Source organism: Streptomyces lincolnensis (assembly GCF_021173675.1).
GTDB classification, from domain to species: Bacteria; Actinomycetota; Actinomycetes; order Streptomycetales; family Streptomycetaceae; genus Streptomyces; species Streptomyces lincolnensis_B.
The window spans coordinates 64,043-79,609 of sequence record NZ_JAIHON010000016.1 but is presented as its reverse complement, the minus strand read 5'-3'; the positions used below and the strand labels follow the sequence as shown (position 1 = coordinate 79,609).

The 15,567-nt window shown below is 72.8% G+C and carries 10 protein-coding genes; 8 read left to right on the top strand and 2 right to left on the bottom strand.

Going from position 1 to position 15,567, the window contains the following annotated elements; translation table 11 throughout:
- Window positions 1-67: 67 nt before the first annotated feature.
- Window positions 68-2,116 carry a glycoside hydrolase family 31 protein gene (locus tag K4B79_RS38380; protein ID WP_232032047.1) on the bottom strand — a complete coding sequence of 683 codons (2,049 nt, stop codon included), beginning with the start codon at window positions 2,114-2,116 and terminating at the stop codon, window positions 68-70.
- 161 nt (window positions 2,117-2,277) lie between these two features.
- A complete protein-coding gene (locus K4B79_RS38375; protein WP_232032046.1) occupies window positions 2,278-3,291 on the bottom strand; it encodes a LacI family DNA-binding transcriptional regulator in 1,014 nt (337 codons plus the stop codon).
- 220 nt (window positions 3,292-3,511) lie between these two features.
- On the opposite strand from K4B79_RS38375, the gene K4B79_RS48420 reads away from it, so the two are divergent.
- The 8 genes from K4B79_RS48420 to K4B79_RS38335 all read left to right on the top strand — a co-directional run bounded on the left by K4B79_RS48420 (window position 3,512) and on the right by K4B79_RS38335 (window position 15,411).
- Window positions 3,512-5,647 (top strand): protein kinase domain-containing protein, encoded by a 2,136-nt coding sequence (locus tag K4B79_RS48420; RefSeq protein ID WP_232032045.1) that lies wholly within the window; start codon window positions 3,512-3,514, stop codon window positions 5,645-5,647.
- A gap of 80 nt (window positions 5,648-5,727) precedes the next feature.
- Window positions 5,728-7,713 (top strand): outer membrane protein assembly factor BamB family protein, encoded by a 1,986-nt coding sequence (locus K4B79_RS38365; RefSeq protein ID WP_232032044.1) that lies wholly within the window; start codon window positions 5,728-5,730, stop codon window positions 7,711-7,713.
- Between the two features lie 5 nt (window positions 7,714-7,718).
- Entirely contained in the window at window positions 7,719-9,914 is a 2,196-nt protein-coding gene (locus K4B79_RS38360; RefSeq protein ID WP_232032043.1) for a protein kinase domain-containing protein, read from the top strand.
- Window positions 9,915-9,990: 76 nt separating this feature from the next.
- Entirely contained in the window at window positions 9,991-10,143 is a 153-nt protein-coding gene (locus K4B79_RS38355; protein WP_232032042.1) for a hypothetical protein, read from the top strand.
- Between the two features lie 288 nt (window positions 10,144-10,431).
- Window positions 10,432-10,704 carry a GH12 family glycosyl hydrolase domain-containing protein gene (locus tag K4B79_RS38350; protein ID WP_232032041.1) on the top strand — a complete coding sequence of 91 codons (273 nt, stop codon included), beginning with the start codon at window positions 10,432-10,434 and terminating at the stop codon, window positions 10,702-10,704.
- A 130-nt stretch (window positions 10,705-10,834) separates the two neighbouring features.
- Window positions 10,835-12,766: an acyl-CoA dehydrogenase family protein gene (locus K4B79_RS38345; RefSeq protein ID WP_232032040.1), complete on the top strand. Its 1,932-nt coding sequence runs from the start codon at window positions 10,835-10,837 to the stop codon at window positions 12,764-12,766.
- 87 nt (window positions 12,767-12,853) lie between these two features.
- Complete coding sequence (gene dxr / locus K4B79_RS38340; RefSeq protein ID WP_232032039.1) at window positions 12,854-14,110, top strand: 1-deoxy-D-xylulose-5-phosphate reductoisomerase; 1,257 nt, start codon at window positions 12,854-12,856, stop codon at window positions 14,108-14,110.
- 8 nt (window positions 14,111-14,118) lie between these two features.
- Complete coding sequence (locus tag K4B79_RS38335) at window positions 14,119-15,411, top strand: M50 family metallopeptidase (RefSeq protein ID WP_232032169.1); 1,293 nt, start codon at window positions 14,119-14,121, stop codon at window positions 15,409-15,411.
- Window positions 15,412-15,567: the final 156 nt, after the last annotated feature.

Below are 15,567 nucleotides of genomic sequence, written 5' to 3'. Positions count from 1 at the left end.
CGTGCGGGTGCGGTCGGCCTTTCCCTCGCAGGCCGACCGCACCCGACCGGATTCCCGGCCGCCGCCGCTACTCGGCGACCGGGAGGCTCGCCCCGTCCCGCAGGAACAGCGGGATGCGGTCCAGCGGGGCGTCGACCGTCACGGTCGTACCGCCCGGGTACGTCTCACCGGTCCACGCGTCCGTCCAGGCCGCGCCCGCCGGCAGATACGTCGTCCGGGCCGTGGCGCCCGCCGTCAGCACCGGCGCGACCAGCAGATCCGCGCCGAAGAGATAGGCGTCGTCCACCGACCACGTCGCCTGGTCCTCGGGGAACTCCAGGAACAGCGGCCGCATGACCGGCAGGCCCTCCTCGTGGGCCTCGCGCATGACCTGGAGGACGTACGGCTTCAGGCGCTCGCGCAGCCGCAGGTACCGCTCCATGATCGCGCCGGCCTCCTCGCCGTACGACCACACCTCGTTCGGGCCGCCGGTCATCGCCGGGCCGAGCGGCGTGCCCGGGTCGCGGAAGCCGTGCAGGCGCATCAGCGGGGACAGCGCGCCGAACTGGAACCAGCGGACCATGACCTCCTGGTACGCCGGGTCGGACGGGTCGCCGCCGTGGAAGCCGCCGATGTCGGTGTTCCACCAGGGGATGCCCGACAGGGAGGTGTTGAGGCCGGCCGCGATCTGGCGGCGCAGGGTCGGGAAGTCGGTGCCGATGTCGCCGGACCACAGGGCGGCGCCGTAGCGCTGACTGCCCGCCCACGCCGAGCGGTTGAGGGTGATGACCTCCTCGTCGGCGGCGCTCAGCCCCTCGTGGAAGGTGCGGGCGTTCTCGGCCGGGTAGATGTTGCCGACCTCCAGGCCCGGACCCGCCCAGTAGCGCAGGTTCTCCGAGAAGCCCGGCTTCAGTTCCGGCTCGCAGGCGTCCAGCCAGAACGCGGTGATGCCGTACGGGTCGAGGTAGTTCTCCTTCACCTTCGACCACACGAAGTCCCGGGCCTCGGGGTTGGTGGCGTCGTAGAAGGCGACCTGGACGGTGGAGGCGACCTGCTTGTCCGGCCAGTCGGCGTGGGCCATCGGGCCGTACTGGGTGCCGATGAAGTAGCCGCGCTGCTCCATGACCGGGTGGTTCTCCGACAGGGGCGAGACCGACGGCCACACGGAGACGACGAGCTTGATGCCCATCTCCTCCAGCTCGCGCACCATCGCGGCCGGGTCCGGCCACTCGTCCAGGTCGAACTTCCACTCGCCCAGGTGCGTCCAGTGGAAGAAGTCGCAGACGATCGCGGAGATCGGCAGCCCGCGCCGCTTGTACTCCCGGGCCACGTCGAGGAGTTCGTCCTGCGTGCGGTAGCGCAGCTTGCACTGCCAGAAGCCCGTCGCCCACTCCGGCATCATCGGCGTCCGGCCGGTCACCGCGCTGTAGGCGCGCTGCGCGGCGGCCGGGGCGCCCGCGGTGATCCAGTAGTCGATCTGGCGGGCGGAGTCGGCGACCCACCGGGTGCCGTTGTGCGCCAGCTCCACGCGGCCGATCGCCGGGTTGTTCCACAGCAGGGTGTAGCCGCGGCTGGAGGTCAGGACCGGGATGCCGACCTCGGCGTTTCGCTGGACCAGGTCCAGGACCAGGCCCTTCTGGTCGAGGCGGCCGTGCTGGTGCTGGCCGAGGCCGTACAGCTTCTCGTCGTCGTAGGCGGCGAAGCGCTGCTCCAGGCGGTGGTGGCCGTTGCCGACCGCCGTGTACAGGCGAGAGCCCGGCCACCAGAAGTGGGCGCGCTCCTCGCACAGCAGCTCCGTGAGGTCGTCCGTGCGCAGGAAGCGGATCAGGCCCTCGGCGTCGACCTCGACGGTCAGCGAGCCGACGGTCAGCGACCCCCGCCCGCCCTCGATCTTGACGGCGGACTCGGTGGCGGGCGCCTCGTCGAGCAGCGCGCCCGGCAGCCCCTCCAGGATCGGGCCGCCGAGCCGGGCCCGGACCCGGACCGCGTCGGGACCCCACGGCTCGACGCGCAGGGTCTCCTGGCGGCCGCTCCACTCCAGCGCGCCGTCCCGCTCGCGGAAGGTGCCGACGGTGGGCGACGACTGCGCGAGGCTGACCTCGCCGGTCGGGATCTGGGGTACGGCAGGCTGATTCACGTGGAGTGCTCCCGGAGTAAGGAGGACGGGGTGGAGGCAGGGGTGTGCCCGGGCGGGGCACGGTGGTGAAGGAACGTCAGGAGTGCGTGCGGGTGCTTCTGGAGTGCTGGTGGTGCTTCGGTGGTGCTTCCGGACCGCTTGCAGAGCGCTTCCGGAGTGCTTCAGGCGACCGTCGGCGCGGGGCCCGTGCTGGCCCTCACCGTCAACTCGGGTGCGATCAGCACGACTTCGTCGCCCTCCCGGCCGTCGAGCTTGGCCACCAGCCGCGCCACGGCGTGCCGGCCCATCTCCTGGGCGGGGATGGCGACCGACGTCAGCCGCACCGAGGCCTGGACGGCGACCTGGTCGGGGCAGATCGCCACCACCGACACGTCCTCGGGGACGGCCCTGCCCTGCTGGCGCAGCAGGGCGAGCAGCGGTTCGACCGCCGACTCGTTCTGGACGACGAACCCGGTGGTCGTCGGGCGTTCGTCGAGGACCCGGGCGAGGGTCACGGCCATCGCGTCGTAGCCGCCGTCGCACGGCCGGTGCAGCAGCCGTACGCCCAACTCCCCGGCGCGCGAGCGCAGTCCGTCGAGGGTGCGCTCGGCGAAGCCGGTGTGCCGCTCGTAGACCGCCGGGGCCTCGCCGATGACAGCGATGTCGCGGTGTCCCAGCATCGCCAGGTGTTCCACGCACAGTGCGCCCGTCGCCCGGAAGTCCAGGTCCACACAGGTCAGCCCCGAGGTGTCGGCGGGCAGGCCGATGAGGACGGAGGGCTGGTCGGTGTCGCGCAGCAACGGCAGCCGTTCGTCGTGGAGTTCCACGTCCATCACGATCATCGCGTCGGCGAGCCCGCTGCCGGTGACGCGGCGCACGGCGTCGGGGCCCTCCTCGCCGGTGAGCAGCAGGACGTCGTAGCCGTGCGTGCGGGCCGTGGTGGCGACCGCGATGGCGATCTCCATCATGACCGGCACGTACATGTCGGTGCGCAGCGGGATCATCAGCGCGATGATGTTCGACTTGCTGCTGGCCAGGGCGCGGGCGCCCGCGTTCGGGTGGTAGCCCAGCTCGCGGATGCTCTCCTCGACCCGCTGCCGGGTGGCACCGGAGATGGACCGCTTGCCGCTGAGGACATAGCTCACCGTGCTCGCCGAGACTCCGGCGTGCTGGGCGACCTCGGCGAGGGTGACCATCCAGCTCTCCAAGCTTTGTGAAGCGCTTCGACAGTGCGCAGTACGAACAAGGGCGGGTGAGGGTGGTTCGACAGTAGCTCCACCGGGAGTGGGTGTCCATAGGTTGTCGAAGCGCTTCGACAGAGACTTTCCGGAGAAGTCCCGGACCCGAGGGCCCGTGGACGACGCCCGGCCTGCCCGGTCTTCCCGAGGTGCGGGTTCCTCCCTACCATGACCGGCCGTGGGGGGCCATGGAACGGGGGCGGCCGAACCCGCGCGCTGGATCGGGCCGTACCGCATCCTCGCGCCGCTCGGCGAGGGCGGCATGGGGGCGGTGTACCTCGGGCGGGATCCGCGGGGGCGGGCGGCGGCGGTGAAGGTGCTGCGGGACGGGGCGGCGCAGGACGCCTCGATGCTGCGGCGGTTCGGGCGCGAGGCCGAGGCCGCCTCGGCGGTGCGCGGACCGGGCGTGGCCGCCGTGCTGGGCCACGACGTCGACGGCCCCGTCCCCTGGATCGCCGCCGAGTACCTCGCGGGGCCGACCCTGCACGAGGCGGTGACCACCTACGGCGCCTTCGCCGCGGACGGGGCCCGGGCGCTGCTCGCGGAGCTGGCCCGCACGGTCGCCCTGATCCACGAGGCGGGCCTGGTGCACCGGGACCTCAAGCCCTCCAACATCGTCCTGACCCGCTCCGGCGCCAGGATCATCGACTTCGGCATCGCCCGCCCCGAGTACGGCCTGACCCTCACCCAGCCGGGCCTGGCCCCCGCCACACCCGGCTACGCGCCCCCGGAACAGATCACCGGCCGCCGCGCGGGGCCCGCCGCCGACGTCTTCGCCCTGGGCGCGGTCCTCGCCTTCGCCTGCACCGGCCGGGGCCCCTTCGGCTCCGGCCATCCGGCCGCGGTCGGCTACCGCGTGGTCCACGAGGAACCCCGGCTGGAGGGCGTACCGCGAGAACTCCTCGGCACCGTCCGGGCCTGCCTGGCGAAGGACCCGGCACGGCGACCGACGCCGGGGGAGCTGGTGCTGTGGGGCGAGGACCCTGCCCTCCCCGCCACCCCTCCGCCCACGCCACAGCCGTCCGCCCCGCACCCCACCCCCTGGCTCACCCCCCTCCTCGCCACCGAGATCGACCGCCGCGCCACCGGAGCCGAGGCCCTGCTCGGAACCGTCGCCCCGCGGCGGCGTCCCTCGCGGCGGGCGATCCTGGCGGGCCTCGCCGGAGGCGCCGGGACCGCGGCCGGTGCCTGGTGGGTCTTCGGGCGGGACCGGCCGGTGCCGCCGCCGGGCCGGCGTACGGAGAACGGCGTGCCCGTGGCCGCGCCGCTCGTCGGTCCCACCGCCGACGTCGTCCCCGCGGCCCTGTGGCAGACCGAGGGCGTGCACCCGGCGGGCCCCGCCCCCGTCGCCGTCGGGCGGGTCGTCGCCGCGGGCACCCCGGACGGTGTGGGCGCCTGGCTCCAGCACACCGGACGCCTCGCCTGGAGCTGGAGCGGTGACCAACCCCCCGACCGGCACGGCGCCCTCCTCGTCGCCGGTACCGCGATCCTCGTCGTCACCGGCGACGGCCGGCTCACCGCGCTCGACTCCCGTACCGGACAGCCGCGTTGGCGGACCGCGGACATCGGCGCCGTGCAGACGCTCGCCGTGGACGACCGGGCGGCGTACGTCCTGGACCGCCGACGCCACGCGCTCGCCGTGGAACTGACGGACCGTCGAATCCGCTGGACCTCCGTGCGGGCCGTCGGCGGCAGCGGTACCGCCCGGGCCGCCGTGACCCGGCAGCGCCTGATGATCACCACCGACGACGGACTGGCGCAGGTCCTCGACACCGGTACCGGTGCGTCGAGTTGGACCTGGAACATGGGCAGGCCCGTGCTCTGGAAGGGCGGGGCGGCCGGCGCCCCGGCCCCCGCCGTGCACGACGGGGGCTTCTGCGTCGGCGGCCGCCCCCTCACCCTCCTCGACGCCCGCACCCGCGAGGTCCGCTGGCGCCAGAACGAGGACCTCGGCTTCTACAGCGCCCCCACCGTCGCCGGCGGCCGCGTCTACGCCGGGATGGGCGCCGAACTGTGGTGCCTGGACGCCGACTCGGGCGACACCCGCTGGACCGCACCCCTGGCGTACAGCGGCATACCGCTGTGGGCGGACGTCGTCATCGGACACGCGCTGTACGGCCTGATGGGCAACCCGGCTGATTCCACGAACGGCCAGGGCGCCGACGAAGGCGTCTACACCGTCGACATCCGCTCCGGCAAGGTGCTGTGGACCTTCGACGACCAGGCAGAGCAGGCGGGCTGGCGGCTCGCCGGCGCCGCCGGACGGGTGTTCGTCGCCCGCCGCACCACCCTGCGCGCCATGCCCACGCTGTGAAACGGCCGCCGCCCGCGCGAACGTCATAGCCCGTGTTCGCGAAGTGCGCCGGGAGCGACACGGGCGACGGGGGGGATCGCATGGAAGAGCTGCGCGCCGACGACATCAGGGTCCTGGGGGCATACGTCCTGCTGGCCAGGCTCACACCCGCGGGCGGTGAACCACGGCTGCTGGCCAGGCGCCCGGCCGCGGAGGGCCTCGCCGAGATCACCCTGGTCCGCGACGAGCACGCCCGCGCCACGACCGCCGCCCTGCGCGCCGCGGCCGGCCCCGGCTTCCCCGAGCTCCTGGAGGACGGCACCGCGGCCCGGCCGCCCTGGCTGGCCTGGCGTTACGTGCCGGCCCTCACCCTCGCCGAGGCCGGCGCCCTGATGTACGCCGGTCTGCCGCACGGCACCGTCCGCGCCCTCGCCGGCCGCCTCGCCGCACCGCTGGCCCGGCTGCACGCGCGGGGCGTCCCGCACGGAGCGCTCACCGCCGACGCCGTACTCCTCACCCCGGACGGCCCCCGTCTGACCCGGCCCCGCCGCACGGGCACCGCCCCGGACGACATCGCGGCCCTCGGCGACCTGCTCACCCACGCCGGAGCAGGCCGCGCCCCCGACGACCCGCTGCTGCGCCGCTGCTCCCACGAGGAGCCCGAACAGCGGCCCAGCGCCCAGGAGTTGCTGGACGAACTCGGCGAGGAGCCGTTCGAGGCGCCCGCCCGCCTGGTCGGCGCCCTCGCCCGCCAGGCGGACCGCGCCCTGGCCCTGGAGTCCGCCACCGACACCCCGCCCCGGGCCCCCGCCGCCCGCCCCGCCCGCCGCACCCTGCTCACCGCCGCCGGGGCCGGACTGCTGCTCGGCGCGGGCTCGGTGGCCGGCTGGGTGACCGGGCGCGGCGGCACCCAGGCACTGACCTCACCGGCCGTCACCACCCGCCGTACGACCACCGGGGCGACCGCTGTGCGCGGCACACCGCCGGCCGCGCTGTGGCGCTACGACTCCAAGAACGAGTTCCTGTGGCAGTACAACGGCCTGCTCTGGCACAGCGACGGCAAGGTGATCTACCTCGTGGAGCACCCCGAGCTGACCGCCCTGAGCATGACCGACGGCCGGCCGGTGTGGCAGCGCGGCGGGTTCGACACCCGCGAGACGCTCGTCTCCACGGAACCGGGCACGCTCATCCTCACCCGCAACGACCGCTTCCTCGCCGTCTCCACCGCCGACGGCCGGCAGCGGTGGACCGAGCGGACCACTCACCCCGACCTCACCGTCGACGCGGTCGCCGGATACGACAGGGGGCGCGACCTCCTGTACTACCGGGCCGTCGGCCGCGAGAACACCGTCCCGGGCACCGTCCCGCGGACGTACGTCATCGCCTTCGACACCGCCGCCCGCGCCGAACGCTGGCGCCTGAAGGTACCGGCGGGGGAGGAGGGGGAGGCCATGCTGGAGATCGCCCCCGACGACCTCAAGGTGATGTACGCCGTCGAGGGAGGCGTCGTCCTCGCCGACGTCGACCCGCGCACCGGAACCATGGGCCGCCCCTTCCGCCACACCTGGACGCCCAGCGGCGGCAAGCTGTCGGTGAACCGGCTCACCGGGCACATCTACGCCTTCGGCGACGGCCGGCTGTCGGCCGCGCCGCTGCGGGTGAACAAGCCGGTGTGGCGGCTCAACCTCAGCGACGACGGCGGGCCCGGCGAACCGCCCGTGGTCAGCACCCCGACGGCGGTGGAGGTCCCCGGCCTCGGCACCGTCCTCTACGTCACCGACGCCCGGCGCAACGTCTTCGCGATCGACCCCGTACGGGGCCGCGAGATCTGGCGCCGCACCCTGCTGCCCGACCCGCCCTACGCGCTGGTGAAGAGCGCCCCGGGCCTGGCCCTGACCCGCTCGCGGCGCACCCTGCTGGCGTTCGGCCGGGGCGCCGGGGTGGTGGCCCTCGATCCGCGCAACGGAGCGGTCAAATGGACCTTCCAGAGCAAGCAGTCGGCCTCCTCCCTCTACGAGGTCCACACCGTGAACGACATCGCCGTGATCATGAACGGCGCCTCCGTCTTCGCCTTCCCGGCCGGGTGACCGCGATGCCGCCGTACCCCCTCACCGACGACGACCCCGACCTCATCGGAGGCCACCGGTTGCTGGCCCGGCTCGGCGCCGGCGGCATGGGCACGGTCTACCTCGCCCGGACGCCCACCGGCCGCACGGTCGCGCTCAAGGCCGTGCATCCGCACCTCACCGGCGACCCGGACCTGGTCGAACGGTTCCGCAGGGAGACCGAGACCGTGCGGGCGCTCGGCGACCTGCCGTACGTACCGCCGTTCTCCGGCGCCGACACGGACGGCTCCCGGCCCTGGCTGGCCACCGCCTACGTCCTGGGCCCCTCGCTCGCCGAGGCCGTCGCCGCCCACGGGCCCTGGCCCGAGGGGCCCCTGCGCGCCCTCGCCGCCCACCTCGCCGGCGCGCTGGCCGCACTGCACCGGGCGGGCGTCGTCCACCGGGACCTCAAGCCCTCCAACATCCTGCTCACCCCCGCCCGCCCGGTCCTCGTCGACTTCGGCATCGCGCGGGCCGCGCACGCCGGTGACCTCACCCAGGCCGGCGAGAGCCCCGGCACCCCCGCCTACATGGCCCCCGAGCAGCTCGCCGCCGACGGCCCGGCCGGACCGCCCGGCGATGTGTTCGCGCTCGGCTCGGTACTGACGTACGCCGCCTGCGGCCGGCCGCCCTTCGGCGAGGGCCGGCCGGACGAGGTGCTCTACCGCATCACCCACCAGGACCCCGAACTCGACGCGGCACCCGAGGAGCTGCGGCCCCTGCTCGCCGACTGCCTGGACAAGGAGGCCGATGCCCGTCCCACGGCCGGCGCCGTCGCCGAACGGGCGGGCGGCGAGGGCTGGTTCGGCGACCGGCTGCCCGCCCCCGTCCTCGCCGACATCGCCGCCCGCACCGCCCGGATCGGCGAACCCCCGCCACCCCGGACCGTCCCGGAGCCGCCCGGCCCCGCCCGTCTCACCCGCCGCCGACTGCTCACCGGTGCCGCCGCGGTCGCCCTCGCCGGAGCGGGCGGCGCCGTCTGGGCGACCCGGCCCGAGGAACGGCGGACCGGACGGACGGCCCAGGCGGCCGAGCCCGGCCCCTCGCCGTCCCGCACCGCGTCCGAGCGCCCCGGCGGGCCCCCGGGCGCCCGCTGGGAGTACCGCGGCGACTTCGACGTCAACGTCGGCACCCGCCGGGTGGCCGCCCTCGTCGACGGCACCCTCCTGGTCCCCGCGAGCGACAACCAGGTCCACGGCATCGACGCCCGCCGGGGCGTACTGCGGTGGACGGCCGAGAACATCGGCGGCCAGTTCAGGGCGTGCGGCACGGCCGTCGTCGGCCGGGGCACCGGCCCCAGCGGCCGGCTCGCCGCCGTGGAGGCGTCCGACGGCCGCGTCTGGTTCAGCGCCCCGCTCGGCGTCAGCTTCGACCTGCTGCTCGCCCCCGTGTTCGCGGCCGACACCCGCACCGTCTACGCCATGGGACACCGGTCGGGCGCCGCCTACGGCGACAAGCACCAGGACCTGGACCGCCACCTGCTCGCCTACGACCTCGCCGCCCGCCGGCTGCGCTGGCGCCGCCGCCTGCCGCCCAGCCCCGCCGAGGGCGCGGTCGGAGCGGTCGCCGAAGGGGTGCTGCTGTTCCTGGAGAACGACGCGGTCACCGCGTACCGGGCGGACACCGGCGCCCCGATGTGGCGCCGCGCCCTGGCCGCCTCCGCCCTGGACCGCAGGTACGACGAGCTGACCGACCGCAGCGTCACAGCGGGACAGGGCGTGGCCGTGATCGCCGGACGCGGCTGCCTCTGCGTCGACCTGCGCACCGGCCGCACCCGGTGGAGCGTCGACCCGGAGGAACTGGGGACGGAGCTGAAGGGGCATGTCATGTACGGCGGTTCGACCATCGACGGGGCCACCGTGTACGTGACCATCGTCGGCCAGGACCTGGTGGCCGTGGGCCGCGACGACAAGAAGCTGCTGTGGAGCTGGGAGCGCCCCGGCACCATCTCCGGCGGCGCCTCACCGCCACCGCTGCTCGCGGGCGGCTACGTCTTCCCGCAGACCGGCGACGGCCTCGGCGGCGCCCCCGAGGACGCGGTCGCCGTGGACCCGCGCACCCACAGGACGGCCTGGACCCTCAAGTCCGTCGACAGCGAAGCCGTCGCCGTCCAGCTCCTCGCCGACGCCCGCACCCTGTACGTCCTGCGCGGCAACCGCCTGCGCGCCCACCCCCTGCCCTGACGGCAACCTCTCCGGGGCGGGCGGCCACTGGGGAGACGCAGCACCCGCCGACAGGACTTCCCCGGAAGGACCCCCCATGTCCCATCGCCGCTCCCGCCTGTCCAAGAAGGCCAAGACCCTCGTCGCCACCACGGTCGCCCTCGGCGTCACCGTCGCCCAGGCGAACAAGAAGGTGCCCCCGGCGTTCGCCGGGGGCTCGGCAAGTACTACGTCACCGCCTTGGCCGTGAACCGCAGGGCATGACGACCCTGCTGCGCACACCTCGTCGCGCTCCCGACTGCCCCCTACGACAGGACGGTCACGGGTCGCATCCACCCCGGGCAGGGATGCGGGTGCGGTGACAGGCACCCACGTCGGGCGTTGCCCGACGACGACAGCCCGGTCGACGCCACGTACAACCGTGTCTCCGGTCTTCACCGGTTCGTGCCTTCAAGGGCTCGTGGGCTGACAACGCGACGGTACTCGCGTCAGGCGCCTTCTGCCCGCCTCTGACTTCCCCTGGGCGACTCCCGAACGTGTGTTCGGAAGCCTCGGCACCAACGGCAGCGTCAGCCTCGGCGGCGCCATGTGGGACATCTACCAGGGCAACATCGGCTGGAACGTCTACTCCTTCGTCCGCCAGGCCAACACCAGCAAGGCGTCCCTCAACCTCGACGACTTCACCCAGGCCCTGGTCCGCCGCAACCTGCTGAGCAACGACAAGTACGTCTCCGGCATCGAGTCCGGCACCGAGGTCTTCAAGGGCACGGGCCGCCTGGACACCAGGGCGTACTCGGTGGACATCGGCTGATCGGCGGCACGAGGGGTGGTGGGGTTGGCCCGGATCGGGTACATACGATCGGGTAGCACCGGTCGGTAACCAATAGGACCGTCGGTAAACATAAGGCCCCAAGATCCCGATTCGCGGCGAGGTGAGCCTGATGTCCGCAGCACCTACGAAACCCACCGTCACCGAGCGCGAGGCGCGCGAGGTGGCGGAGGCGGCCCGGGAACAGGACTGGCGCAAGCCCAGCTTCGCCAAGGAACTGTTCCTCGGCCGCTTCCGGCTCGACCTCATCCACCCCCACCCCATGCCGCCCACCGAGGACGCCCAGCGCGGCGAGGAGTTCCTCGCCAAGCTCCGCGACTTCTGCGAGAGCAAGGTCGACGGCGCCCTCATCGAGCGCGAGGCACGGATCCCCGACGAGGTCATCAACGGCCTCAAGGAGCTCGGCGCCCTCGGCATGAAGATCGACACCAAGTACGGCGGCCTCGGCCTCACCCAGGTGTACTACAACAAGGCGCTCTCCCTGGCGGGCTCCGCCAGTCCGGCGATCGGCGTCCTGCTCTCCGCGCACCAGTCGATCGGCGTACCGCAGCCCCTGAAACTGTTCGGCACCCCCGAACAGAAGGAGAAGTTCCTGCCCCGCTGCGCCCGCACCGACATCAGCGCCTTCCTCCTCACCGAACCGGACGTCGGCTCCGACCCGGCCCGCCTCGCCACCACGGCCGTACCGGACGGGGACGACTACGTCCTCGACGGCGTGAAGCTGTGGACCACCAACGGCGTGGTCGCCGACCTCCTCGTCGTGATGGCCCGGGTGCCGAGGAGCGAGGGCCACAAGGGCGGCATCACCGCCTTCGTCGTGGAGACCAACTCGCCCGGCGTCACCGTCGAGAACCGCAACGCCTTCCTGGGCCTGCGCGGCATCGAGAACGGCGTCACCCGCTTCCACCAGGTGCGCGTCCCCGCCGCCCACCGCATCGGCCCCGAGGGCGCGGGCCTGAAGATCGCGCTGACCACCCTCAACACCGGCCGCCTCTCGCTCCCGGCCTCCTGCGTCGCGGCCGGCAAGTGGTGCCTGAAGATCGCCCGCGAATGGTCGGCGGCCCGCGAGCAGTGGGGCAAGCCCATCGCCCACCACGAGGCCGTCGGCTCCAAGATCTCCTTCATCGCGGCGACGACCTTCGCCCTGGAGGCCGTACTGGACCTGTCCTCGCAGATGGCCGACGAGGACCGCAACGACATCCGCATCGAGGGCGCCCTCGCCAAGCTGTACGCCTCCGAGATGGCCTGGCTGGTCGCCGACGAACTGGTCCAGATCCGCGGCGGCCGCGGCTTCGAGACCGCCGAGTCGCTCCGGGCCCGCGGCGAACGCGCCGTCCCCGCCGAACAGGTCCTGCGCGACCTGCGCATCAACCGCATCTTCGAGGGCTCGACGGAGATCATGCACCTCCTCATCGCCCGCGAGGCGGTCGACGCCCACCTGTCCGTGGCCGGCGACCTCATCGACCCGGAGAAATCCCTGGGAGACAAGGCGAAGGCGGGTGCCAACGCGGGCGTCTTCTACGCCAAATGGCTGCCGAAACTGGTCGCCGGACCCGGTCAACTCCCGAACTCCTACAGCGAGTTCAAACGCGAGGTCGACCTCTCCGTACACCTGCGCTACGTCGAGCGCACCGCCCGCAAACTCGCCCGCTCCACCTTCTACGCCATGTCCCGCTGGCAGGGCCGGATGGAGACCAGGCAGGGCTTCCTCGGCCGGATCGTCGACATCGGCGCCGAACTGTTCGCGATGAGCGCGGCCTGCGTGCGCGCCGAACTCCTGCGCTCCACCGAGGCCCACGGCCGCGAGGCCTACCAACTGGCCGACGTCTTCTGCCGCCAGTCCCGCATCCGCGTCGAGGAACTCTTCGGCCGCCTGTGGAACAACACCGACGACCTCGACCGCACGGTCGTCAAGGGAGTCCTCTCCGGCACCTACACCTGGCTGGAGGACGGCATCGTCGACCCCTCGGGCGACGGCCCCTGGATCGCGGACGCGACCCCCGGCCCCTCGCAGAAGGAGAACGTCCACCGCCCGATCCGGTGACCGGCCCATGACACTGCGTCCCCCTCACACCCCCCGTGAGGGGGACGCACTGTCCTCATACACCGTCCTTACGGCCACAATGGAGAGATGAGCGACAGTCCAGCCCCTCTCGCCGACCCGCACCGCGTCCATGACCCCCTACCGGGCGACGGCCCCAAGGACGTGGTGATCCTCGGCTCCACCGGGTCGATCGGCACCCAGGCCATCGATCTCGTGCTGCGCAACCCCGACCGCTTCCGGGTGACGGCACTCTCGGCCAACGGCGGCAGGGTCGCCCTCCTCGCCGAGCAGGCGCACCGGCTGAGGGCGAGCACGGTCGCGGTCGCCCGCGAGGACGCCGTACCGGCACTGAAGGAAGCGCTGTCGGCCCGGTACGGCAGGAGCGAGCCGCTCCCCGAGATCCTCGCGGGACCGGACGCGGCCACCGAGGTCGCCGCCTCCGACTGCCACACCGTCCTCAACGGCATCACCGGCTCCATCGGCCTCGCCCCGACCCTCGCCGCCCTGGAGGCGGGCCGCACCCTCGCGCTCGCCAACAAGGAGTCGCTCATCGTGGGCGGCCCGTTGGTCAGGGCCCTCGCCGAGCCCGGCCAGATCATCCCCGTGGACTCCGAGCACGCGGCCCTCTTCCAGGCGCTGGCGTCCGGCACCAGAGCGGACGTCCGCAAGCTCGTCGTCACCGCCTCCGGCGGCCCCTTCCGCGGCCGCACCAAGGCCGAGCTGGACCGGGTCACCGTCGAGGACGCCCTCGCCCACCCCACCTGGGCCATGGGCCCCGTGATCACGATCAACTCCGCGACCCTCGTCAACAAGGGCCTGGAAGTCATCGAGGCGCACCTCCTCTACGACATTTCCTTCGACCGCATTGAGGTGGTCGTGCATCCCCAGTCGTATGTCCACTCGATGATTGAGTTCACGGACGGCTCCACGATCGCCCAGGCCACGCCCCCCGACATGCGCGGACCGATCGCCATCGGCCTCGGCTGGCCCGAGCGCGTCCCCGACGCGGCCCCGGCCTTCGACTGGAGCAAGGCATCGACCTGGGAGTTCTTCCCGCTCGACAACGACGCGTTTCCGTCGGTGAACCTGGCGCGCCACGTGGGACAGCTCGCGGGCACGGCCCCGGCGGTGTTCAATGCCGCCAACGAGGAGAGCGTGGAGGCCTTCCGGGCCGGCGCGCTCCCGTTCAACGGGATCATGGAGACCGTGACGCGGGTCGTGGAGGAACACGGCACCCCGCGCGGGGGAACCTCACTCACCGTCGCGGACGTCCTCGAAGCGGAGACCTGGGCGCGGACCCGGGCCCGGGAACTGACGGCACAGACGGCGGAGGCCCGTGCATGACGACCCTGATGTTCATCCTCGGCATAGTGCTGTTCGCCTTCGGCCTCCTGGTGTCGATCGCGTGGCACGAGCTGGGGCACCTGTCCTTCGCCAAGCTCTTCGGCATCCGCGTGCCGCAGTACATGGTCGGCTTCGGCCCGACGCTCTTCTCCCGCAAGAAGGGGGAGACCGAGTACGGCATCAAGGCCATCCCGTTCGGCGGCTACATCCGCATGATCGGCATGTTCCCGCCGGGCCCGGACGGCCGCCTGGAGGCCCGCTCCACCTCGCCCTGGCGCGGCATGATCGAGGACGCCCGCTCGGCCGCCTTCGAGGAACTGAAGCCGGGTGACGAGAACCGCCTCTTCTACACGCGCAAGCCGTGGAAACGCGTCATCGTGATGTTCGCGGGCCCCTTCGCCAACCTCATCCTGGCCGCCGCGCTGTTCCTCACCGTCCTCATGGGCTTCGGCATCTCGCAGCAGACCAACACCGTCAGCTCGGTCTCCCAGTGCGTCATCGCCCAGAGCGAGAACCGGGAGAAGTGCGCCGCCTCCGACAAGCCCTCCCCGGCCGCGGCCGCCGGCCTCAAGGCGGGCGACAAGATCCTCTCCTTCAACGGCGTGAAGACCGACGACTGGAACAAGCTCTCCGACCTCATCCGGGCCAACCCCGACAGGACGGTCCCGATCGTCGTCGAGCGCGACGGCAAGGACGTCACCCTCACCGCGACGATCGCCTCCAACCAGGTCGCCAAGAAGGACGCCGGCGGCCAGTACGTCCAGGGCCAGTACGTCACCGCCGGCTTCCTCGGCTTCAGCGCCGCCACCGGCATCGTCAAACAGGACTTCGGCGACTCCGTGGTCTGGATGGGCGACCGCGTCGGCGACGCCGTCGACTCCCTCGCCGCCCTGCCCGGCAAGATCCCGGCCCTGTGGGACGCGGCCTTCGGCGACGCCCCGCGCGAGCCGGACTCCCCGATGGGCGTGGTCGGCGCGGCCCGCGTCGGCGGCGAGATCTTCACCCTGGACATCCCGCCCACCCAGCAGCTCGCCATGGCGTTGATGCTGGTGGCCGGCTTCAACCTCTCCCTGTTCCTCTTCAACATGCTCCCGCTGCTGCCCCTGGACGGCGGCCATGTCGCGGGGGCCCTCTGGGAGTCCCTGCGGCGGAACGTGGCGAAGGTCCTCAAGCGCCCGGACCCGGGTCCGTTCGACGTGGCGAAGCTGATGCCGGTGGCCTACGTGGTGGCGGGGATCTTCATCTGCTTCACCCTGCTCGTGCTCGTCGCCGATGTCGTTAACCCGGTGAGAATCTCCTAGCCATACGGAGTTGGCGGACGGCCCGGAACCTCGCGTACCGGGCCGTCTTCCATTGAGTGGCTTTGACGATGGTGATGTGCTCGCGGCCCGGCCCGTGCCGTAATCTCGAAGTCCGGAGCCCGCCGCTGACGGGACCTGGGCCTTGATCCACGACTT

Excerpts from the sequence above, each read along its gene's own strand:
- K4B79_RS38375 (WP_232032046.1), bottom strand. The coding sequence starts at position 3,291 with ATGGTCACCCTCGCCGAGGTCGCCCAGCACGCCGGAGTCTCGGCGAGC.
- K4B79_RS38365 (WP_232032044.1), top strand. The coding sequence starts at position 5,728 with ATGGAAGAGCTGCGCGCCGACGACATCAGGGTCCTGGGGGCATACGTC.
- K4B79_RS38360 (WP_232032043.1), top strand. The coding sequence starts at position 7,719 with ATGCCGCCGTACCCCCTCACCGACGACGACCCCGACCTCATCGGAGGC.
- K4B79_RS38355 (WP_232032042.1), top strand. The coding sequence starts at position 9,991 with ATGTCCCATCGCCGCTCCCGCCTGTCCAAGAAGGCCAAGACCCTCGTC.
- K4B79_RS38345 (WP_232032040.1), top strand. The coding sequence starts at position 10,835 with ATGTCCGCAGCACCTACGAAACCCACCGTCACCGAGCGCGAGGCGCGC.
- dxr (WP_232032039.1), top strand. The coding sequence starts at position 12,854 with ATGAGCGACAGTCCAGCCCCTCTCGCCGACCCGCACCGCGTCCATGAC.
- K4B79_RS38335 (WP_232032169.1), top strand. The coding sequence starts at position 14,119 with ATGTTCATCCTCGGCATAGTGCTGTTCGCCTTCGGCCTCCTGGTGTCG.